Here is a 20,900-nt window from a genome sequence, read left to right as displayed (position 1 = left end):
AGGACTCGCAGTCAGCAGGCCGTCATCGCAAGACGGCCTTCACCGTGGGCTTACGGTCTATCCTGCCTGTGCCCGGATCATTCCGGCCGGGATGGTCGGCCACGTGGACGTGGATGATGCGGGAGATGCGGTTGGCGATGACGTCTTCGGTTTTCTCGTCCATCACGGCGGAATGGTAGATGTCGTAGGTGAGGCCGATTTCGGGGCGGTTGACGTCGTCGATGATGTCGAGTGCCTCGCGGGTTGACTCGAGATAGTAGCCGATATGATCGATGCGGGTGTTGAGCGGCTCGACGCCGAGGCGGACGCCGGTGCCCTGAAGGATGTCGGCGGCGGCGCGCAGCGTGTCGATCAGGGCCTCGCGTTGTTCCTGGCGGGAGAGGCCGGGGAGATCGTCACCGGCCTGGGCGATCAGGACGGGGGCGCCGAGGCGTCTAGCGACGGCGATGGATTGGGTGAGGCCCCCCAGCCAGGTTTCGCGGTTGTTGATGTCGGTCAGCGGGATCATCGGCTCGGCGACAAGGCTAGAGACCTTGAGACCGGTGCGGTTCAGCGCGGCCTGGATGGCGTCGAGATCCTTGTCGGTCCAGCGCCAGAATTCGATGAAGCCGAGGCCGGCCGCGGCGGCGTGGGCGATGCGGTCTTCGAAGCGGTCGTCCGGCGTGGCAAAGAGCCATTCGATGCAGGCTGAATAGTTTCGCATAGCGTGGTCCTCCCGATTTTCTCAAGGGATGGGCGAAATCTATCGCCGGGGCAAGGCCGCGATTGCCGCAAGCTCTTGGACATCAGGATTTTTTTGCATCTCGCGCCGGAACTTCGGCGAAGCCTCGCACGTTAAGGGACGCATCGAAAAAGCGTGGGGCAGCGGGCACGGAATGACGGATTTTCAGGCGATCGGCGCAAGCCGCAAAACGGCGAATACCATGGAATTCATCGCCGGCGCGGCCCGGCGGACGATGAAGGCTGCCGTCCCGGCAGTGCCCGGCGGCATCATTCGCACCGGCCGCAACGCCTGGCGGTCCGGCAAAGCCTCGAAAGTTGCCTTCCTTGTCGATGGTGCTGCTTATTTCTCGGCGCTCGATCAGGCGCTGCGGCAGGCGCGCCAGACGATCTGGATCGTCGGCTGGGATTTCAATCCCGATATCCGGCTGCGGCCGAAGCAGAGCTCGGAAACGCTCGGTGAATTGCTGCTGTCGCTTGCCGACGAGAATCCGGCGCTGCAGATCCGCATTCTCGTCTGGGGCATGGGGCCTGTCTATTCCGGCAAGTCGCTGCGGCTTTTCCGCGAGAGCGGCTTCTCCTCTCATCCGCAGATCACCATGCGTTTTGACCTCCGCCATCCGCTGCGCGGCTGCCATCACCAGAAGCTGGTGTCGATCGACGACAGTCTCGGTTTTCTCGGCGGTATCGACCTGACGGCGCGGCGCTGGGACGAACCGGATCACCGGGTCAGCAATCCGGTTCGCCGCTCGCCTGACGGCACGCCTTACGAGCCTGTGCATGATATGCAGTCGATGGTTTCGGGGCAGGCGGCAAGCCTGATCGGCGATGTCGCCCGTCGCCGCTGGAAGAAGGCGACCGGTCAGAAGATCGAGCCGTCGCCGGTGCGGGATGCCGCGTGGCCGCTTGCTGTTGCCGCGGAGATGACTGATGCGGCAGCGGCCATTGCGCTCACGGAGCCCGGCCTGATCGGCAAGCGCGGTCACTATGAGGCGTTTCGCCTGACGCGCGATGCGATCCGCGCGGCACGCAAGCACATCTATATCGAGACGCAGTATCTCGCTTCCTTCGGCGTTGCCCGCGAGCTTGCCAAGCGGCTGAAGGAGATCGAAGGGCCGGAGATCGCGGTGCTGGTCACCAAGAGTTCGCATGGTCTCATCGAGAAGCTGACGATGGGCAATAATCGCGACCGGCTGATCCGGCGGCTAAAGCGGATCGATCGCTATGACCGCCTTCGGGTGATGTATGCTGTGGTGCCCGATGAACAGGGTGGCGAGAAGGAAATCGTCATTCATTCCAAGCTGATGATCGTCGACGATGCCTTCATCCGCATCGGTTCCTCCAATCTCAACAATCGCTCCGAGGGGCTGGATACCGAATGCGATCTGGCGATCGAGGCGGAGACGGAGGGGCATCGTCAGGCGATCACCGCGCTGCGCCACCGGCTGATTGCCGAGCATCTCGATGCGGCGCCGGAGGATGTTCGGCAGATGGAAAGCGAAAAGCGGTCGCTGCTCGAGACGATCGAGGTGCTGAACTGCCGCGAGCGCGGTCTGCGCCATTTTGCCGTCGATATCGCCCATGGTGGCACGACGCCGTTGCCCGGTACCGCGATCGTCGATCCCCGCCGTCCTTATTGGCCGCTACATCGGCTGCGCCTGCGCGTTGGCCGTCTGGTCAGCGTGTTCTTCTGACGATGGTTTCCGGTTGCGGAGCACCAGCTCGCTGATCCCGAGGATCGGCAGGCCGATGAAGAGCGGCAGCAGGAAGTAGATCACCCGGAAAGCGACGAGAGCACCGATCGAGGCCGCACCCGGCAGCACGTGGCTGACGGTCGCCTCGAGCACGCCGAGGCCACCGGGAACGTGGGTCATGAGAATGGCGATGTTGGCGAGGACGAAGGCGGTTGCCGTCTGTACAAAGCTCGCCTCGCCCTGCGCCGCCAGCATCTGATGCAGGCAGGCAGATACGAAGATGAAATTCAGCGTTCCGATGACCACCTGCCCGATTGCGAGCTTCAGCGACGGCATCTCGAAGCTCCATTTCCAGAGCCGGAGTGGAGCGCGGACGGTCGCCGATAGCAGGATATAGACGGCGGGTATCGCCAGGCAGGCGACGCCGAGACCGAACAGGCCGGATGGGCTAAGCTTCAGCAGATTGGCGGCATCCTCGGGATTGACGAGCAGCGCGATGCCGGCGAGGGCAGCAAGGCCGATACCGACGGTGACGCCGCAGAACAGGATGACCTTGGCGACCTCCTCCGTGCTGAGGCCCCAGCGCGAGTAATAGCGGTAGCGGACGGCGCCGCTGCTCAGCGCCGCGACACCGAGATTGTGGCCGATGGAGAGGCCCGTGAAGGAAGCGATCGCTGCCTTCGGGTAGCTCAGCGGCTTGCCGGCGTAGCGCAACCCCATCCAGTCGAAACCGGTGAGGCAAAGGTAGGAGAGGGCGGCAAAGCCGATCCCTGCGGCTAGCCGCGATATCGGGATGGCGGCGATCGACTGCATCACCTCGTCCAGCGAATAGCGGCTGAACACCTTGTAGAGCAGGTAGGCGGCCAGCAGTAGCCCGAGGACGAGGGTGGCGTTGATAATGAGGCGCTTGCCCGGCATGAGGTTTCCGTCTTGCTATGCAGTTTCCGTTGATGGAACGAAACAACGTGAAAACGGGTTCCCACGGCATGAGCACATTCTCCGACCCCGTGGCCGTTCAAGACGCCAAACTCATCAAGGTTCTCACATACAATGTTCATAGCTGCATCGGCACCGACCGGCGGCTGGATCCGCAGCGGGTTGCCGATGTCATTGCCGCATCGGGTGCGGATATCATTGCCTTGCAGGAGCTCGATGTCGGCCGTAGACGGACGGGCGGGATCGATCAGGCGCATCTGATCGCCACGCTCCTGAAGATGGAGGCGCATTTCCATCCGGCCCTGCATGTGGAGGAGGAGAGATATGGCGATGCGATCCTGACGGCGCTTCCGACCAAGCTAATGAGCGCGGGTCCATTGCCGTCAGTTGGTGAAGCCCGTGGTGCGATATGGCTGCAGGTCATTGCAAATGGGCTGCAGTTCAATGTGCTCAACACGCATCTCGGCCTGCGGGGCATCGACCGGTCGAGGCAGGTGGCGACGCTGCTTGGGCGCGACTGGATCAGTTCGCCGGAGTTTCAGGCGGCACCGGCAATCATCTGCGGCGATCTCAACGCCATCCCCCTGTCGCCTGCCTACCGGATGCTGGCGCGGCAGTTTCGCGATGTTCAGCTGCTTGCGGGCGGTAAGCCGCGGCCGACCTATCCGTCACGGCTGCCTGTGCTGCGGATCGATCATGTCTTCGTCTCCGAAGGCCTTGGCGTCAGGCGGGTGGCGGCACTTGCTGATCCGCTGGCGCGGCGGGCGTCCGATCATCTGCCGCTATTGGCGGAGATCGAGCCGTCGGCGGCGCTTACAAGGGCGGGAATGCGATCTGCGGCGTCTGCATGAGCTGCATGCCGGTGGTCGCCTCGGGATCGTTGATGCGCTGGATCAGCATCCGGCCGAGCTCTTCGCCGGCGGCGACCAGATCCTCGTAGATCGTCTCGACCTTGGGCTGCAGCTGCGTCAGCAGGCGCGAATGCTCCTTGGCGACGATGTCGTAGTCCTCGGCCAGCTGCTTTCCGGCGTCGCTCATGCCGGTGATGGTGGCGAGAGCAGAGACTTCGCCGGGACAGATAAAGCCGTCGGGGGCGTCAGGTCCGGCGGCGCGGCTGCGCACATAGTCTCGGATATCGCTGGCGGAGGAATCGAGCGTGATCGCCTCGGAGATTTCGTAGCTCGCGCCTGCTTCCCTGACTGCGGTCATGAAGCCATGCAGCAGGTGCTGGTAGAAGGTCAGCCGGCGCGGCGGCAGAAGGATGGTCACCTTCGTACGGCCCTTGGCGATCAGCCGGGCGGTTGCCTCATAGGCGAAGGCGTAGTTGTCGTAATCGACATAGGGATGCTGCGTCGAGAATTCGGTGCGGCCGTGGCTGACGAAGGGAAAGCCCGTTTCGATCAGCATGCGCACGCGCGCATCGAAGGGTTCGGTGCGGGTGAAGATCACGCCATCGGCGAAATTGTTGCGGACGATGTATTCGGCGGCTTCCAGCTCGGTCGTCGACAGGAAGTTCGGCGCGACCACCAGATGGTAAGAGGTTTCTTTCAGAGCCTTGGCGATGCCGTACATGATCGAGGTGCCGAAGCCGACGACCTCCTGGTGGGAGTCGAGCAGGATGCTGATGACATTGGTGCGGCCGGTCTTCAGGCGCTGCGCGGCGCGATCCGGCAGGTAGCCGATCTCGCGGGCGATCTTGTGCACGCGCTCGCGGGTTTCCAGCGAGATCTGCGGCGCATCGCTCAGCGCGCGCGATACCGTCGTCACCGCCAATCCCGTCAGGTTGGCGATCGTGCGCAATGTCGGCTTGCCACGTCTCAGCAGGTTGTCTTGGTTTTCGCCGCGGGGCGGCTTTATCGGATCGGTCAACTTGGCCTTCCTGGGGCTGCGGCAATCAACATAACGGGCAGATGCATTGCAAGCAATAAAGTTATGAAAACGTTTTAAATTTTTGGGATTTCTGACGAAAAATAGGCATTACATAATAATTTCAGTATCTTGCGTCATTAATAATCTTTTTTCTCGGAAGTCGAGAAAGACTTGACGGCGGGTAATTTATATCGTTTTAAATTGTCAACCGCGGCCGGATCGGCTTCGGCATGTTTTCCCGCCCGGGGTGGCGGGAGGCATTCAGGGTGGCGGAGGGAGGCTTTCGCTGCCGACTTGCAAACGGGAGGAAGACTATGCGCAAGTTTTTGGGCTCGGTGGCTGCTGCTGCCGTGATGATGGCTGCGTTCGGCGCTCATGCTGCCGACGTCAAGGAAGTGCAGATGCTGCACTGGTGGACTTCGGGCGGTGAAGCCGCGGCTCTCAACGTGCTGAAGGGCGACCTTTCCAAGGAAGGTTACGCCTGGAAGGACGTGCCGGTTGCCGGCGGCGGCGGCGACGCTGCAATGACCGCACTCAAGGCAATGGTTGCTGCCGGTACGTATCCGACCGCTTCCCAGATGCTCGGCTACACTGTTCTCGACTACGCTCAGGCCGGCGTCATGGGCGACCTGACCGAGACCGCGAAGAAGGAAGGCTGGGACAAGTCCGTTCCGGCGGCTCTGCAGAAATTCTCCGTCTATGACGGCAAGTGGGTCGCAGCACCCGTCAACGTTCACTCCGTCAACTGGCTCTGGATCAACAAGGCCGTGATGGACAAGATCGGCGGCACCGAGCCGAAGACCTTCGACGACCTGATCGCCCTGCTCGACAAGGCAAAGGCAGCCGGCGTCATCCCGCTCGCTCTCGGCGGTCAGAACTGGCAGGAAGCCACGATGTTCGACTCGATCGTTCTGTCGACCGGCGGTCCTGAGTTCTACAAGAAGGCCTTCAACGATCTCGACGAAGACTCTCTGAAGTCGGACACGATGAAGAAGTCCTTCGATAACCTCGCCAAGATCATCAAGTATGTCGATCCGAACTTCTCGGGCCGCGACTGGAACCTGGCAACGGCGATGGTCATCAAGGGTGATGCGCTGGTTCAGGTCATGGGCGACTGGGCGAAGGGCGAATTCGTCGCCGCCAAGAAGACCCCGGACAAGGACTTCCTGTGCTACCGCTTCCCGGGTACCGATGGCAGCGTGATCTACAACTCCGACATGTTCGGCATGTTCAACGTTCCTGAAGACCGCAAGGCAGCCCAGGTCGCTCTCGCAACGGCAACGCTGTCGAAGAGCTTCCAGTCGGCCTTCAACGTCGTCAAGGGTTCGGTTCCGGCCCGTACGGACGTTCCGGATACGGCCTTCGACGCCTGCGGCAAGAAGGGTATCGCCGACCTGAAGAAGGCAAACGACGGCGGCACGCTGTTCGGTTCGCTCGCTCAGGGTTACGGCGCGCCTCCGGCAATCGCCAATGCCTATAAGGACGTCGTTTCGAAGTTCGTTCACGGCCAGATCAAGACCTCCGACGAAGCTGTGACCCAGCTCGTTCAGGCGATCGACGACGCTCGCTAATACCTGTTCGACATCCGGCCTCCCCGCACAGTGCGGGGAGGCCTTTGCGCCCTGCAGGAATGATGCGGGGAGGAGATTGATTTATGAGCACTGTTGCGACCACCGATCCGGTCCTGACGTCCAATCCTTCGACCCGCGCGTCCATTCGCGGCCGGTTGCAGGATGCCCTGCCGAAGATCGTGCTGGCGCCGAGCTTCCTGATCACCATCATTTTCGTCTACGGCTTCATCGTCTGGACGGCCTATCTGTCCTTCACCAATTCCAAGACCTTCCCGTCTTATGACCTGACCGGGCCGCGCGCCTATCAGCGGCTTTGGCGCTGGACCTTCGAGAGCGATCCGCCGTCGTCCTGGTACACGTCGATCACCAATATGGGCATCTTCGGGTTCCTCTATATCGGTATCTGCCTGGCGCTCGGGCTGTTCCTGGCGATCCTTCTCGATCAGAAGATCCGCGGCGAAGGCATTCTTCGGCCGATCTTCCTCTATCCAATGGCTCTGTCCTTCATCGTCACTGGTGTTGCCTGGAAGTGGTTCCTCGATCCGGGTCTCGGCCTGGAACAGACGCTGCATCAGTTCGGCTGGACGAGCTTCCATTTCGACTGGATCAAGAACAAGGATTTCGTCATCTACACCGTCGTCATCGCCGGTGTCTGGCAGGCGTCCGGCTTTGTCATGGCGATGTTCCTGGCGGGCCTGCGCGGCATCGACGGCGAGATCATGAAGGCGGCCCAGATCGACGGCGCTTCGACGCTGCAGCTTTATCGCCGCATCATCATTCCGCTGCTGCGGCCGGTGTTTCTCTCGGCCTTCATCGTTCTCGCGCATATGGCGATCAAGTCCTACGACCTTGTCGTGGCGCTGACCTCGGGCGGCCCCGGCGGCTCGGCCTGGCTGCCGTCCAACTTCATGTATGAATACACGTTCAAGCGAAACGAAATGGCCGTCGGTTCGGCGAGCGCGATCATCATGCTGATGACGATCTCGGCGATCATCGTTCCCTATCTCTATTCCGAACTGAAGGAGAAGGCGCGATGAGCAGCGTGACCTCCTCGACAATCGCCGTCTCGCAGGGTAACGGCAGCCGGTGGATCAGCCGTACGGCCATCTACGGCCTGCTGATCATCTTTGCGGTTCTCTACCTGATGCCGCTCTTCGTCATGCTGGTCACCTCGTTCAAGACCATGGACGAGATCCAGAACGGCAACATGCTGTCGCTGCCGCAATCGCCGACACTCGATCCCTGGTTCAAAGCCTGGGGCGAGACCTGCGTCGGCCTGACCTGCGCCGGCATCAAGGGCTACTTCTGGAACTCGATCAAGATGGTGGTGCCGGCGGTGGCAATCTCCACTGTACTCGGCGCTCTGAACGGCTACGTGCTGACCAAGTGGCGTTTCCCCGGCCATACGCTGGTCTTCGGGCTGATGCTGTTTGCCTGCTTCATCCCCTTCCAGTCGGTGCTGCTGCCGATGGCAACGATCCTCGGCGCCTTCGGCCGGTTCGGGATGACGCTGCAGAATGCGACAGGCATGAGTTTCGGTTTCGGCAATCCGACCGTGAACTTGGTTTTTGTGCATGTGGTCTACGGTCTCGGCTTCACGACGCTGTTCTTCCGGAACTTCTATGAGGCCTTCCCGACGGAACTGGTGCGTGCAGCGCAGGTCGATGGTGCAAGCTTCTTCCAGATCTTCCGCCGCATCATGCTGCCGAATTCGCTGCCGATCATCGTCGTCACGGTGATCTACCAGTTCACCAATATCTGGAACGACTTCCTGTTCGCCTCGGCTTACGCAGGCACCGGTGAATCCATGCCGATGACCGTGGCGCTGAACAACGTCGTCAACACCTCGACCGGGGTGGTCGAATACAATGTCAACATGGCTGCTGCGATGATCGCCGCCGTGCCGACGCTTATCGTTTACATTCTCGCCGGCCGCTATTTCGTGCGCGGTCTCATGGCGGGCGCCGTCAAAGGGTGATCCATGGCTTTCCTTGAAATTTCCGGTCTCAAGAAGCGCTTCGGCGCCGTCGACATCCTCAAGGGGATCGACCTCGAGCTCGAAGAGGGCGGCTTCCTCGTGCTCGTCGGCCCTTCCGGCTGCGGCAAGTCCACGCTGCTCAACACCATCGCCGGCCTGGAGTCGATCACCGAGGGCGAGATCCGCGTCAACGGCCGGGCGATCAACGACCTGCATCCGTCGAAGCGCGATATCGCCATGGTGTTCCAGAGCTACGCGCTCTACCCGAACATGACCGTTGCCGGAAACATCGCCTTCGGCATGGAAATCCGCGGCGTGCCGAAGGCCGAGCGCGACAAGGCGATCAAGCAGGTTTCGGAAATGCTGCAGATCGGTCATCTGCTCGATCGCAAGCCGAGCCAGCTCTCCGGCGGCCAGCGTCAGCGCGTTGCCATGGGCCGCGCGCTGGTGCGCAATCCGCAGGTCTTCCTGTTCGACGAGCCTCTCTCCAACCTCGACGCCAAGCTGCGCGTCGACATGCGCACGGAGATCAAGCGCCTGCACCAGCGCATGGGCACGACGATCGTCTACGTCACCCATGACCAGATCGAAGCGATGACGCTGGCGACCAAGATTGCCGTGCTGCGCGATGGCGTGCTGCAGCAGTTCGGCACGCCTGCCGAGATCTATAACAGCCCGGCCAATGTGTTCGTGGCCGATTTCATGGGTTCGCCGGCGATGAACCTGCTGAACGCCACCGTCGAGAACGGCTCGGGTGGACTGCAGGTCTCGCTCGACCGTCCGAATGGCGAGCCGCTGAAGCTGCCGGTTCCGGCGGGCAATAACAGCCTGACCAGCTACAATGGCAAGCCGGTGATCTTCGGCATCCGCCCGGAAGCGCTGACCGATCTCGACGGCGTAGATCGCAAGGCGAAATCGGTGTCGCATGGTGATTGCATGATCGAAGTTGTCGAGCCCGCGGGCGCGGATACGTTTGCCGTTACCAAGCTTGGCGGAAAGTCCGTCGTCGCGCGCCTCGGCGCCGATGCCGGGATCGAAGCCGGGCAGAACACCCGCCTTGCCTTTAATCTCGACAAGGCGGTGTTCTTCGATCCGCAGAGCCAGCTGCGGATCGCCTGATCTCTCAGCCGGCGGTAACGCTGAAGCTGATGGCGGGGAAGCGGCTTGAGGTCGCTTCCACCGTGATCGTGCCTGTAAGTCCGGTCGCCTCCAGCCAGAAGCCGGCCGTGCCGCCCTGCAGCGGCACACTCGTCGGGCCAACGATCTTTGCCGGTCCCTCGACGCGCAGGCCAATGCTGTCTTCCATGAAGGGCAGGCGCTGGCCGCGCTGATCGAGCGCGCGGATGATGACGCGCGTGCTGTCGCGTTCGCGGGCCTTCAGGACGGTGCTGTCAGGCGCAAGCTCCAGTCTTGCCGGAAGCGGATCGGCTGCAAGCGTCAGATGCGCGACCGGCTCGCCATCGATAAAGCCGGTGAATTCGCCATCGATCCATTCCAGACCCCAGGTGCCGAGCTCGTCCGCCGTGAAATGCCGGTGATCGAGAACGACGGGCGGATGCGGCAGGTGCGGGTAGTTCTCGCGGTCCGGGCCGATGCGCTTGGTCAGCGTTCCGTACTTCAGCTCGACCTCGTCGCAGTTGGTGAGGATGATCAGCGGCAGCACGCCGCCGATGCTGCGCTCGCCACGTGCCCAGAAGGTCACCGGCTTCATGATGACTTCATCTGAGGGCTCGCACTGGCTGGAATAGACATAGGTTGCGAATTTTGGCTCGCGGAACATGTCCATGACGCCGTGGTAGCAGATGCGGTCGCCGGAGCCGAAATCCTTGTGCGTGTTGTAGTCGAACATGCACCAGCCGATCGCGCCTGAAATATCCGGGTCGCCATAGGCGGCGTTCAGAACTTCGAGATGGCGGCGGACGTGCTCGGCCTGGCGCTGCTCGGGATCGTGCATCTTGGTCGGATGCATGTGGCCGTTATATTCGGTGATCAGGTAGGGCACCTTGTGGGCGAGGCCGGTGTTTTCCTGCTGCGGGCGAAGCGCGGTGCGCGGGCGGTTGGCACCCGGCAGTTCCTCGTTGCCGAGGATGAAGTCGTTCATCGTGTAGACGTCTTCCAGCAGCTCGCTTTCCGTCAGGTAGCGGACGCCGCCGGTCTGGCGGGTCGTATCGAGCTCGCGGGCGAGGCGGTTGGTCTCGGCATAGAAATCGTGGCTGTCGAGCGACTCGTTGATGCGCACGCCCCAGATGATGATCGACGGGTGGTTCCAGTCGCGCTCGATCATGCGGCGGACGTTTTCGATCGATTCCTTCTGCCACTCGAGATCGCCGATATGCTGCCAGCCGGGGATCTCCTCGAAGACGAGCAGGCCGAGCCGGTCGCACTGATCGAGGAACCACTTGGATTGCGGATAATGCGAGGTGCGGACAATATTGCACTTCAGCACGGTCTTCATGATCGTCGCGTCGAGCTCCTGCGCGGAGCGGCCCGCGGCATAGCCGACATAGGGATAGGCCTGGTGACGGTTGAGGCCACGCAGCTTCAGCGGCTGGCCGTTCAGCAGGAAGCCCTCGGGCGTGAACTCGGCGGTGCGGAAGCCGAAATTCGAAGCGAGGCGATCCGAGCCGTGGCTGGTCTTCAGATCGACGGTGAGCTCATAGAGCGCCGGATTGGCGATATCCCAGAGCGCGATGCCGGTCAGGCTACCGAAGGCGAGCGTCACGTCTTCGCCGGTGGTCTCGGCCGTCGCGGTGGCGATCACCACGCCCGAGGCGTCGCGGATCGTGCCCGTCACAGTGCCGAGGAAGGTGGCATGCTGCGGGTTCGACAGCTGGCAGCGCACCGTTGCCGATTTTACATCGGCGAGCACGTCCTGCGTCTCGATCTTGATATTGCGCAGTGAGACGGCGCCGGTGACTTTCAGCCACACGTCGCGATAGATGCCGGCATAGGTGAGGTAATCGATACGGCCGCCGAAGGGCGGGATGGCGGGGTTCTCGCTGCCGTCGATCTTGACGGTGATGAGGTTGTCGCCCTTGACGAGCTTGCCTGTCAGCCGCGCCTCGAAAGGCGTGTAGCCATCCTTGTGGGCAATGATCTCCTCGCCGTTCAGATAGACGACGCTGTCGGCCATGGCGCCATCGAAGACGATCGAGATTTCGCGGCCGTCGAATTCCGGCATCCAGCGCAGGACCTTCTGATAGGTGAAGGCGCGCTGATAGGTCTTCTCGTCGAAATAGTTGAACGGCAGCTCGACGGCGGTATGCGGCAGGCTGATCGTGGTGTTGCCGTCGAAGGCGTCGAGCAGGCGCTGGCCGAAGCCCTCGTGAAAGCTCCAGGATTCGTTGAAGGAGACGACGGAACGCATATCAAACTTCCTTGCTGCAGCCGTGGGCAATGGTTCGATGCGAAGTGCGCGCGCATGAAATGATGGTCACGGAAATTCCTCCTCGATGCAATGAAAAGCGCTGCCTCAGGCGGTGGAGCCCCAGCGGGGCGTGCAGGCAAGCGTGATGTTGTGCGGGCCTTCGATGTCCTGCTCGTGGCGCTCGATCACCTCGACCACGGCGTCGATGAAGGCGACATGGTCCAGGCCGAGCGTCGTCAGGTCGTTGCAGTCCCAGGCGGCCATAGCGATGCCGTCCTGGCCGACGATTGCGATATCGCCGGGCGTGTTCTTGCCGAGCACGCGGCGGGCCGCGTCGCGTGCACCGATCGCCATGACGTCGTTGCCGCAGATGATCGCATCGACCTTCGAGCGGTGCAGCAGCATGACGGCTTCCTTGAAGCCTGAATCGTAGGAATAGTCGCCGAAGGCTTCGGCCTCGAAATCGAGACCGTGCTTGGCGAGCGCATCGGCAAACCACTTGCGGCGCAGCTTGTCGATCCAGCTCGACTTGGTGCCGGAGAGATAAGCAAAGCGCTTCTTCCCGTCCTTGACGATCTTGTCGATGATCTCGGCGGCGCCGACGGCGCCATCGATGCGGATGCTCGAGACGTTCTCGTTTTCCAGCGGCTCGAAGGAGACGATGATCGGCTTGGTCGTGTGGAAGATGTCGACGGCATCCTGCATCGAGACCATGTCGGAGAAAACGACGACGTGATCGACCTGATAGGTCGAGGCGAGCCGCATCAGCTGCAGGCGGTCCGAGTGATCGGCGCAGCAGAGAATGATGGGCAGGAGCTGGCGGGCCTGCAGGCGGTGGACGAGCAGTTGCTGCTCTTCCGCCTCGCAGGGGTTGCCGATCGCGTTGACGACGAGGGCAACGAGCCGCGAGCGCTGGTTGTTCAGCGAGCGGGCAATGGCGTTCGGCTGGTATCCGTGCTCACGGGCGACCGCCAGGATGCGGTCGCGCGTGGCGCTGCCGATGCGGGAATCCGGCGAGAAGGCGCGCGAGATCGTTGCCGAGGATACGCCGGCGAGCTTTGCCAACTCCTTGGAGGTGATGCGTTTCCTGCTCATGCCTGTTCCCACCCGTCCAGACCCGTTCCGCTCTTCTTCGAGTGGCGGAACGGTCTATCCCTTGTTACGCAATTCCGGACGCAAAACCGTTGCGCAGTTTTGCTGGAATTGCCTTAGTCGGCGATCCTGACGGGCACTCCCTCCGCCGCTGCCGATTCCTTGATTGCGTCCCAGAGCTTAGCGAATCGCAAACCCATTTCAACGGAGCCGGAGTTTTCCATGCTTCCGGCGCGGATTGCGAGGAAGTTCTTCATGGGATTGCCGAGGATTTCGGCCTCTTCACGGGCTTCGCTGGTGCGGCCGAAGCTTATTTCACGCCAGCCGCCCCAGGCGTCGATGCGAACGATCGCCTTGGAATAGAAGAAGGTGATGTAGGAGGCGCAGCCGGGAGGGCCTTCGCCGGCGGCCGTCAGGGTCGCCAGCGCGCCGTTCTTCAGCCGGGCGGAGACTGCGGTTGCGATATCCACCTTCCGGCCGTGATTGTGCATGTAAGCCGAGACGCTCTCGAAATCCGAGTTCGCCAGCAGGCAGACGGTGTTCATCATGTGCGCACCGGTATCGAACATGAAGCCGCCGCCGGAGACTTCCGGCTGCTGCTTCCAGTGGCCGCTATAGTTCGATGCCCAGCTTTCCCAGATCATGCCGGAGATGGCGATGAGATCGCCGAATTCGCCGGCCACCGCGCGCTTGCGGGTGTCGAGGACCAGTGGCGAGAGGCCGCCCTGGAAGGCGGTGACGATGGTGACGCCTGATTTCTTCTGCGCCGCGATCAGCCGTTCAGCTTCGGCAACCGTCGTCACCATCGGCTTTTCGAGGAAGAGATCGAGGCCCGCTTCGGCGACCGCGACAGCCTGTTCGCCGTGGAATGCGTGCGGCGTGGAAATGTAGATGATATCGAGCGCATCACGGCGCGTCGCGAGCATCTGGCGATAGTCCTCGAACGCCTCGGGCGCCGGTGCGCCGGCTGCCGTGCAGACGTCGATCAGCCGCTGACGCGAGGCCGGGATCGTATCGGCGAGAGCGACGAATTCGATCTCGGGCATGCGTGCCCAGCTAGCGGCATACTCGGCCGCTTTCAGCCCGGCGCCGATGACGCCGAGGCGCAGTTTCTGAACCATGAAAAATCCTCCCGAAACTTATTGTGCAAACGATTACACAAAGCAATCGCAGCTGGCAAGTTATAAATAATGATTGAAAATCAATGCATTAAAATTTGGATGAAGATCGCTGTGAAAATCGACTTGTCAGGGATAGGAATGCGTGTACATTTTCCGCAGGTGCTGGAGGGCGCCATGTTTTAAAGAGGGAGGACTTCCGTTGAAGAAGACGGTTATCGGTGGCTTTTGCGCCATTTTGCTCAGCGCGGTCTCGACGCTGGCCCATGCTGAAACGATCCGCATCGCCAACCATGGTCAGTCGGGCATCGACGCCATGAAGTCGACGGTCGAGCGCATCGAAAAGAAATATGGCGTGACGGTCGAAGTCGTCGAATATCCGGCGCCGGACAAGGATTATCTCACCAAGCTTCTGACCGAACTCGGCGCCGGCAATGCGCCCGACCTGTTCTCGATCCCGACGGCATCGGCCGTTGCCGATATGGTCGAGGCGGGCTACCTCGCTCCGGTCACCAAGGAATTCAAGGCCTGGGAAGGCTATAATGGTCTCTATGACGTCGCCAAGCAGCTGGCCGTCAGCCCCGATGGCGAGACCTATGTGATGCCCTTCATGCTGGGCATTCAGGAAATCTACTATCGCAAGGACGTTCTCGAAAAGGCCGGCATCTCGACCGACCAGCCGAAGGACTGGAAGGACCTGCTCGATCGCGCTGCCGAGATCAAGAAGAAGACCGGCGCTTACGGTCTGCTCTTCCCGGCCGGTGTCGCCTGGGGCGGCGGTGCGTTCGATGAAGGCTTCCAGCATTTGATCGTCGGCTCCAAGACGCCGCAGATCGTCGATGCCGACGGCAAGCTCGATCTGAACGGTGAAGGCGTCAAGGATGTCTTCGACGTCTACAAGCAGCTGATTGATAACGACTTGATGCCAGTTCAGCCGCTGCTCGGACCGGAGCCGTGGGTCGTGCCGAAATATGAGATGTTCCCGCAGGGCAAGCTTGCTGCCACCACCTGCGGCTCCTGGTGCTACATCTTCGACTGGGGCCGCGAGAGCAAGAACCCGATCCCTGACGTGACCAAGGTCGTCGGCACCTGGACGGTTCCGGGCCAGAGCGGCGGTCAGTACGTTCTCGCCAACCTTGCCGCCCCGTGGGCCGTCAATGCCAAGTCGGCCAATGCCGAACTGGCGATCAAGGCGCTGATGGAAATCGGCTCGGTCGAAACGCAGGTCTCCTACGCTGCCCGCATCGGCAACATTCCGGCCAGCAAGGATGCGGCCAAGAATGCCGACTTCCAGAAGCTGACGGAACTCGTTCCGATCCATGCGGCTGCCGGAAACGGTGTATTCCTGAAGCAGGCTTCCGGCTTCGGTACCGTCTCGGAAGGTGTTGCCCGCGCAACCGAAGCGCTGTTGCGCAAGGAAACCGATGCGGCTGGCGCCCAGAAGATCCTGGTCGACTACGTTAAGGAAACGCTCGGCGACGACGCCGTAAAGTAAGCTTGGGTTACTTTCTCCCGCCCAAGATTGGGGAACGCGGCGCTCTTGCCGCGTTTCCCGGTTCATTCGATAAGGTTGTGAGCTTCGATGATCAGAAACTCTCATGAACGCCGCGCCGAGCGCCAGCTTCTCATCATCCTGCTGCCCTCGCTCGTGCTGCTGCTGGCGTTCGTCATCTATCCTGCGCTCTATTCGCTCTATCTGAGCTTCACCAACGAGGCCATGACGGGTGCTGCGGCGCTCCGCCCGCGCTTCGTCGGCCTCCGCAATTACGCGCGGCTGTTCAACGACGCGAAGTTCTGGAACTCGCTGCTCGTCACCTTCTTCTTCGTCATGGGTTCGGCGATCATCGGGCAGTTCGTGCTCGGCCTCGTCTCCGCCATGGCGCTTCGCCGCGAAATCCGTTTCCGGCGCATCTTCTCGTCGATCATCCTGCTGCCGAATGCGGCGCCTGAAGTCGTTGCCGGCTTCATGTGGATTTCGATGCTGGCCGGCGGCGAACACGCGACGCTGTCGCGCATCGTCAGCTTCTTCGGCATCACGCCCGCCGACTGGCTGAACACGTTCCCGCTGGCGATGATCATCATCGTCAATACCTGGCGCGGTATCGCGACGGCGATGATCCTGCTCACCGCCGGTCTCAGCACCATTCCCAACGAAATCTACGAGGCTGCCCGCATGGATGGCGCGACCCCGTCGCAGATGTTCCGCCGCATCACGCTGCCACTGATGATGCCGACGATCCTGCTCTATATGCTGATCTCCGCCGTCTCGACGATTGCCGTCTTCGGTCTCGTCTATGCGCTGACCCGCGGTGGTCCGGGCGGAGCGACCGAGCTCGTCAGCATCTATATCTACAACCAGTCCTTCACGGCCTTCCAGCTCGGCTATGGCGCTGCGGTCGCAGTGGTTGCTTTGGTCATCTCGCTGATCCTCGGTATTGCCTATGTGCGGGCCATGAAGGTGGAGATCTGATATGGCCGTCATCTCTCCAAGCGAAAGCGCCAACAAGACGCGTTCCGACCTTCTCGCGTATGCGACGCTGTCGCTGATCTCGATCTTCTGCGCCGTGCCGTTCTTCTGGGTGCTGCTCGCCTCCTTCGATGGCAATGCGCAGCTTTTTCTGCGCTGGCCGGAGCAATGGACGTTTGCCAATTACGCTCGTGTCTTCGTCAAGGAGGACGGCGCGAAGTGGTTGTTCAACTCGCTCTTCGTCGTTGGCGGCGCGACCTTCATCGTCATGGTGCTCGCCGGTCTCGGCGGCTATGCGCTGTCGCGCACCCGGGCCTGGTGGAAGCTGCCCTTCCTCTACGCCATCCTACTGATCCGCGTACTGCCGCCGACGGCGCTCGTCGTGCCGCTCTATAAATTCCTGCTGACGCTGAACAATGCAGAGGGCGCGGTGCTGCGACCGGAGTTCGGCAGCTTTGCCCGCGACATCATGCGCTGGACCGGCTTCATCGACGGCTATCTCGGCATCATGCTGGTGCTCGCCACCATGCAGCTGCCGCTGGCGCTGTGGATCATGAAGACCTTCTTCGATGGGCTGCCGCGTGACTACGAGGAGGCGGCGGTCATGGACGGCGCCACCATGCTTCAGCGGATCCGCCGGGTGCTGATTCCGCTGGCGCTGCCGGGTCTGGCCGCCGCCGGTCTCTTCACCTTCATGTCGGCCTGGGGCGATTTCCTGTTGCCGCTGATCTTCCTGTCGTCGCCGGAGCTGCAGACGCTGCCGCTTGGTCTCTTCCGCGCCTTCCTGCGCATCAATGAGATCGATTACGGTCTGCTGGCGGCCCTTGCCTTCATCTACCTCCTGCCTGCCGTCATCGCCTTCGGCTTCGCGCGGCGCTTCCTCGTCCAGACATTCTCTGGCGGTGTGAAGGGCTGAGACAAGAAAGAGAAACCGAATGATCAATCTCAAGAACGTCCGCAAATTCTACGGTGCGCTGGAAGTCATCAAGGGCGTCGACATCACCGTCGAGGACGGCGAGTTCGCCGTCTTCGTCGGCCCGTCGGGCTGCGGCAAGTCCACGCTGCTGCGCATGATCGCCGGTCTGGAAGGCATCGACGAGGGCGACCTGATCCTCAATGGCCAGCGCATCAACGATGTGCCGCCGGACAAACGCGGCATCGCCATGGTGTTCCAGTCCTACGCGCTCTATCCGCACATGACGGTCGCCGAGAATATCGGCTTCTCGCTCAGCCTGAAGAAGGTGCCGGAGGCGGAAATCCGCAAGCAGGTCGAGGGCGTCGCCGAGATCCTGCAGCTGACGGATTACCTCGATCGCCGCCCGGCGGCTCTCTCGGGTGGTCAGCGCCAGCGCGTGGCGATCGGCCGAGCGATCATCAAGAAGCCGTCGCTGATCCTGTTCGACGAGCCGCTCTCCAACCTCGATTCCGCACTCCGCGTGCAGATGCGCGCCGAACTGCAGCGGCTGCACCGCGAGCTCAAGGCGACCGTCGTCTATGTCACCCACGACCAGGTCGAGGCGATGACGATGGCTGACCGGATCGTCGTCCTGAACAAGGGCATGGTTGCGCAGCAGGGCGCGCCGATGAGCCTCTATCATCAGCCGGAGAATGAATTCGTCGCGACCTTCATCGGCTCGCCGAAGATGAACGTAATCCCGGCGACGGCGACGGCGACGCGGCAGGCGGGCCGGATCGCGCTCGATAGCCCGATCGGGCTGAGAATGGATATGCCCGATGCCGCATCGGTGCCGCAGGGCGAAGTGCGTCTCGGCGTGCGGCCCGAACATCTGAAGATCGTCGGCGAGGGGCAGGGCAATTTCAATGCGGAGGTGGCGATCGTCGAGCGGCTCGGCGTCGAAACCTACATCACCGTCGGCACTACGCAGGATCCGATCATCGTTCGCGCCGATGGCGATATTGCCGTCCGGCCCGGGGATCGCGTCTCGCTCTCGGCCGATCCGGCTGCCTGCCACCTCTTCGACGCGTCGGGCCGGGTCATCCGCTCGGCCAATCTTTCATAACATCGAGGACTATCATGACGATCAAGGTAACGATCTGGAACGAGGGCCGGCACGAGCAGGTGCACAAGGAAGTGCAGGATATCTATCCTGACCGGATCGATGGCGCGATCGCGGCCGGCATCAAACATCCCGACTTCGAGATCCGCCGCGGCACGCTGGATGATCCGGACGAAGGTTTGCCGGATTCTCTGCTCAACGATACCGATGTGCTGCTCTGGTGGGGCCACATGGCGCATGAGGAGGTCAGCGATGGGCTGATCGACCGCATCCAGCAGCGGGTGCTGAAGGGCATGGGCCTGGTCATCCTGCATTCCGGCCATCATTCCAAGCTTTTCCGCCGGCTGATGGGCACCAATGCCAATCTCTCCTGGCGCGAGTCGCCGGCGGGCGATCTGGAGCGTGTGTGGGTCATCAATCCCTCGCATCCGATCGCCGAGGGTCTGCCGCCGTTCTTCGAGGTCAATGCTTCGGAAATGTACGGCGAGCCATTCGACATTCCGCAGCCGGACGAGCTGATCTTCATCTCCTGGTACTCAGGCGGTGAAGTGTTCCGCAGCGGCTGCATCTGGCAGCGCGGCCGCGGTCGCATCTTCTTCTTCAGCCCAGGCCACGAGACCTATCCGATCTATCACGACAAGACGATCCACAAGGTCATCTCGAACGGCATCCGCTGGGCCGAGCAGAAGCACAGGGATGGCCGGATCCTGGAAAACTGGCACCGCGCCGAAGCGCTGCATCCGCGCCCTGACGGCAAGGTCTGAGCTTCCTCCCGTGGGGGCTGGGGCGGTCTCGCCCCGGCCTCCGCGGGCGGTATCCATCGAGGAGGAATGCGATGCAGCAGATTTCGCTGAAGGCTGAAAGCGACGTCCACGAATTCCTGATCAGCAAGAATTTCTGGGCGGCAGTGCATCGCAACGTCCCGGAGCGGCTGGCGGCACTCGCCCGTCTCGCGGCCGAGCGGCCTGATGTTTTCGCCTTCGAAAGCAGCCAGAAGATCGCCGAGCGCTGCAAGGTCTCGCAGACCAGCGTCGTGCGGTTCGCCCAGCATCTCGGCTTCGCTGGTTTCGCCGAGATGAAGCAGGGCTTTCAGCACGGCCTGCGCCAATCGGCCCGCCGCGCCTCCTGAGCCTTACGGATACTGCGCGCCGTTGGTGGTCGTGTAGATCGAATAAACGGACTGGGTGGCCGTGATGAACAGCCGGTTCTTCTTGAAGCCGCCGAAGCAGATGTTCGAGACCGTCTGCGGAATCAGGATCTTGCCGAGCAGGGTGCCGTCGGGCGCAAAGCAGTGAACGCCATCCGCGGCGCTGCTCCAGAGATTGCCTGAAACATCGAAGCGGAAGCCATCGGGAACGCCCTTGTCGATCGTGCAGAAGAAGCGGCTGTTGGCCAGCGTCTTGCCGTCGATGACGTCGAATACCCGGATGTGGCGCGGAACCTCGTGGTTGGACGAGCCTGAATCGGCGATAAAGAGCTGCTTTTCATCCGGGGAGAAAGCGAGGCCGTTCGGCTGGATGAAATCGGTCACCACGGCCTCGACTTTGCCGCTCTGCGGATCGATGCGGTAGACGTTGCGCGTCTCCTGCTCCTCGTCCGCCTTGTGCCCTTCATAATCGGACATGATGCCGTAGCTCGGATCGGTGAACCAGACCGAACCGTCCGACTTGACGACGACGTCGTTGGGCGAATTCAGCCGCTTGCCGTTGTAGCTGTCGGCGAGAACGGTGATGCGGCCATCGGCCTCTGTGCGGGTGACCCGCCGTCCGCCGTGCTCGCAGGAGACCAGCCGGCCCTGGCGGTCCCTGGTGTTGCCGTTCACATAGTTGGATGCCGAGCGGAACACGGAGACGCCGCCATCCGGAACCCAGCGCATCATCCGCTCGTTCGGGATGTCGCTCCAGATCAGGCAGTTCATGTCGGAGAACCAGACGGGACCCTCGGCCCAGCGGCAGCCGCTATAGAGTTCCTCGAGCCGGGCGCTGCCGGCGATCAGGCCACGGAAACGTTCGTCACGGATGTCGTAGAGCGGGGTTTCGGACACTGAATTGCTCCTCCCAAAGCGATTGG

General features: G+C 61.9%; 18 protein-coding genes and 1 pseudogene. 12 read left to right on the top strand and 7 right to left on the bottom strand.

Going from position 1 to position 20,900, the window contains the following annotated elements; genetic code table 11:
* Window positions 1-46 precede the first annotated feature (46 nt).
* Window positions 47-703 (bottom strand): annotated as a pseudogene (locus ACODR6_RS26295) (TIM barrel protein); the annotation flags it as partial.
* Window positions 704-875: 172 nt separating this feature from the next.
* Here ACODR6_RS26295 and ACODR6_RS26290 point away from each other — a divergent pair.
* A complete protein-coding gene (locus ACODR6_RS26290) occupies window positions 876-2,414 on the top strand; it encodes a phospholipase D-like domain-containing protein (protein ID WP_489025261.1) in 1,539 nt (512 codons plus the stop codon).
* Here ACODR6_RS26290 and ACODR6_RS26285 read toward each other — a convergent pair.
* Window positions 2,364-3,332, bottom strand: a complete 969-nt coding sequence (locus ACODR6_RS26285; RefSeq protein ID WP_203427927.1) for a lysylphosphatidylglycerol synthase domain-containing protein — start codon at window positions 3,330-3,332, stop codon at window positions 2,364-2,366. The two genes, ACODR6_RS26290 and ACODR6_RS26285, sit on opposite strands and share 51 nt — an antisense overlap.
* A 68-nt stretch (window positions 3,333-3,400) precedes the next feature.
* On the opposite strand from ACODR6_RS26285, the gene ACODR6_RS26280 reads away from it, so the two are divergent.
* Window positions 3,401-4,201 carry an endonuclease/exonuclease/phosphatase family protein gene (locus tag ACODR6_RS26280; protein ID WP_203430055.1) on the top strand — a complete coding sequence of 267 codons (801 nt, stop codon included), beginning with the start codon at window positions 3,401-3,403 and terminating at the stop codon, window positions 4,199-4,201.
* Here ACODR6_RS26280 and ACODR6_RS26275 read toward each other — a convergent pair.
* On the bottom strand, window positions 4,164-5,219 hold the full coding sequence (locus ACODR6_RS26275; protein ID WP_489025259.1) for a LacI family transcriptional regulator: 1,056 nt from the start codon (window positions 5,217-5,219) through the stop codon (window positions 4,164-4,166). The genes ACODR6_RS26280 and ACODR6_RS26275 overlap by 38 nt on opposite strands.
* Window positions 5,220-5,533: 314 nt before the next feature.
* Between ACODR6_RS26275 and ACODR6_RS26270 the strand changes: the two genes are divergently transcribed.
* The 4 genes from ACODR6_RS26270 (at window position 5,534) to ACODR6_RS26255 (ending at window position 9,887) form a co-directional block, all read left to right on the top strand.
* Complete coding sequence (locus ACODR6_RS26270; protein ID WP_112537114.1) at window positions 5,534-6,790, top strand: ABC transporter substrate-binding protein; 1,257 nt, start codon at window positions 5,534-5,536, stop codon at window positions 6,788-6,790.
* A gap of 83 nt (window positions 6,791-6,873) precedes the next feature.
* Window positions 6,874-7,827 carry a carbohydrate ABC transporter permease gene (locus tag ACODR6_RS26265; RefSeq protein ID WP_112719834.1) on the top strand — a complete coding sequence of 318 codons (954 nt, stop codon included), beginning with the start codon at window positions 6,874-6,876 and terminating at the stop codon, window positions 7,825-7,827.
* Window positions 7,824-8,768, top strand: coding sequence for a carbohydrate ABC transporter permease (locus ACODR6_RS26260; protein WP_199628891.1), 945 nt, complete (start codon window positions 7,824-7,826; stop codon window positions 8,766-8,768). The genes ACODR6_RS26265 and ACODR6_RS26260 overlap by 4 nt, the downstream gene beginning before the upstream one ends.
* Before the next feature lie 3 nt (window positions 8,769-8,771).
* On the top strand, window positions 8,772-9,887 hold the full coding sequence (locus ACODR6_RS26255; protein ID WP_203427929.1) for an ABC transporter ATP-binding protein: 1,116 nt from the start codon (window positions 8,772-8,774) through the stop codon (window positions 9,885-9,887).
* Between the two features lie 4 nt (window positions 9,888-9,891).
* Here ACODR6_RS26255 and ACODR6_RS26250 read toward each other — a convergent pair whose 3' ends face one another.
* The 3 genes from ACODR6_RS26250 to ACODR6_RS26240 all read right to left on the bottom strand — a co-directional run bounded on the left by ACODR6_RS26250 (window position 9,892) and on the right by ACODR6_RS26240 (window position 14,348).
* Complete coding sequence (locus ACODR6_RS26250) at window positions 9,892-12,135, bottom strand: glycoside hydrolase family 2 protein (protein WP_489025256.1); 2,244 nt, start codon at window positions 12,133-12,135, stop codon at window positions 9,892-9,894.
* A 105-nt stretch (window positions 12,136-12,240) separates the two neighbouring features.
* Window positions 12,241-13,230, bottom strand: coding sequence for a LacI family DNA-binding transcriptional regulator (locus ACODR6_RS26245; protein WP_112719830.1), 990 nt, complete (start codon window positions 13,228-13,230; stop codon window positions 12,241-12,243).
* Between the two features lie 113 nt (window positions 13,231-13,343).
* Window positions 13,344-14,348 (bottom strand): Gfo/Idh/MocA family protein, encoded by a 1,005-nt coding sequence (locus tag ACODR6_RS26240; protein WP_489025254.1) that lies wholly within the window; start codon window positions 14,346-14,348, stop codon window positions 13,344-13,346.
* A 199-nt stretch (window positions 14,349-14,547) separates the two neighbouring features.
* Here ACODR6_RS26240 and ACODR6_RS26235 point away from each other — a divergent pair, with 199 nt between their 5' ends.
* The 6 genes from ACODR6_RS26235 (at window position 14,548) to ACODR6_RS26210 (ending at window position 19,959) form a co-directional block, all read left to right on the top strand.
* Entirely contained in the window at window positions 14,548-15,840 is a 1,293-nt protein-coding gene (locus ACODR6_RS26235; protein ID WP_489025253.1) for an ABC transporter substrate-binding protein, read from the top strand.
* Window positions 15,841-15,927: 87 nt separating this feature from the next.
* Window positions 15,928-16,815 carry a carbohydrate ABC transporter permease gene (locus ACODR6_RS26230; RefSeq protein WP_489025252.1) on the top strand — a complete coding sequence of 296 codons (888 nt, stop codon included), beginning with the start codon at window positions 15,928-15,930 and terminating at the stop codon, window positions 16,813-16,815.
* A 1-nt stretch (window position 16,816) separates the two neighbouring features.
* Complete coding sequence (locus tag ACODR6_RS26225) at window positions 16,817-17,728, top strand: carbohydrate ABC transporter permease (protein WP_489025250.1); 912 nt, start codon at window positions 16,817-16,819, stop codon at window positions 17,726-17,728.
* 19 nt (window positions 17,729-17,747) lie between these two features.
* Window positions 17,748-18,833, top strand: a complete 1,086-nt coding sequence (locus ACODR6_RS26220) for an ABC transporter ATP-binding protein (RefSeq protein ID WP_489025248.1) — start codon at window positions 17,748-17,750, stop codon at window positions 18,831-18,833.
* Between the two features lie 14 nt (window positions 18,834-18,847).
* A complete protein-coding gene (locus ACODR6_RS26215; RefSeq protein WP_489025247.1) occupies window positions 18,848-19,594 on the top strand; it encodes a ThuA domain-containing protein in 747 nt (248 codons plus the stop codon).
* Between the two features lie 71 nt (window positions 19,595-19,665).
* A complete protein-coding gene (locus ACODR6_RS26210; RefSeq protein WP_489025245.1) occupies window positions 19,666-19,959 on the top strand; it encodes a MurR/RpiR family transcriptional regulator in 294 nt (97 codons plus the stop codon).
* A gap of 3 nt (window positions 19,960-19,962) precedes the next feature.
* Here ACODR6_RS26210 and ACODR6_RS26205 read toward each other — a convergent pair whose 3' ends face one another.
* Window positions 19,963-20,874, bottom strand: coding sequence for an SMP-30/gluconolactonase/LRE family protein (locus tag ACODR6_RS26205; RefSeq protein ID WP_489025243.1), 912 nt, complete (start codon window positions 20,872-20,874; stop codon window positions 19,963-19,965).
* Between the last annotated feature and the right edge of the window lie 26 nt (window positions 20,875-20,900).

Source organism: Rhizobium sp. FG96 (genome assembly GCF_057808655.1).
Note: the sequence above shows the minus strand (reverse complement) of the source record. Positions and strands in the feature narration are given on the sequence as shown.

Coding starts and splice junctions, on each gene's coding strand:
- ACODR6_RS26240 (WP_489025254.1), bottom strand. CDS start 14,348: ATGGTTCAGAAACTGCGCCTCGGCGTCATCGGCGCCGGGCTGAAAGCG.
- ACODR6_RS26210 (WP_489025245.1), top strand. CDS start 19,666: ATGCAGCAGATTTCGCTGAAGGCTGAAAGCGACGTCCACGAATTCCTG.
- ACODR6_RS26270 (WP_112537114.1), top strand. CDS start 5,534: ATGCGCAAGTTTTTGGGCTCGGTGGCTGCTGCTGCCGTGATGATGGCT.
- ACODR6_RS26290 (WP_489025261.1), top strand. CDS start 876: ATGACGGATTTTCAGGCGATCGGCGCAAGCCGCAAAACGGCGAATACC.
- ACODR6_RS26230 (WP_489025252.1), top strand. CDS start 15,928: ATGATCAGAAACTCTCATGAACGCCGCGCCGAGCGCCAGCTTCTCATC.
- ACODR6_RS26245 (WP_112719830.1), bottom strand. CDS start 13,230: ATGAGCAGGAAACGCATCACCTCCAAGGAGTTGGCAAAGCTCGCCGGC.
- ACODR6_RS26260 (WP_199628891.1), top strand. CDS start 7,824: ATGAGCAGCGTGACCTCCTCGACAATCGCCGTCTCGCAGGGTAACGGC.
- ACODR6_RS26280 (WP_203430055.1), top strand. CDS start 3,401: ATGAGCACATTCTCCGACCCCGTGGCCGTTCAAGACGCCAAACTCATC.
- ACODR6_RS26255 (WP_203427929.1), top strand. CDS start 8,772: ATGGCTTTCCTTGAAATTTCCGGTCTCAAGAAGCGCTTCGGCGCCGTC.
- ACODR6_RS26215 (WP_489025247.1), top strand. CDS start 18,848: ATGACGATCAAGGTAACGATCTGGAACGAGGGCCGGCACGAGCAGGTG.
- ACODR6_RS26285 (WP_203427927.1), bottom strand. CDS start 3,332: ATGCCGGGCAAGCGCCTCATTATCAACGCCACCCTCGTCCTCGGGCTA.
- ACODR6_RS26220 (WP_489025248.1), top strand. CDS start 17,748: ATGATCAATCTCAAGAACGTCCGCAAATTCTACGGTGCGCTGGAAGTC.
- ACODR6_RS26225 (WP_489025250.1), top strand. CDS start 16,817: ATGGCCGTCATCTCTCCAAGCGAAAGCGCCAACAAGACGCGTTCCGAC.
- ACODR6_RS26265 (WP_112719834.1), top strand. CDS start 6,874: ATGAGCACTGTTGCGACCACCGATCCGGTCCTGACGTCCAATCCTTCG.
- ACODR6_RS26250 (WP_489025256.1), bottom strand. CDS start 12,135: ATGCGTTCCGTCGTCTCCTTCAACGAATCCTGGAGCTTTCACGAGGGC.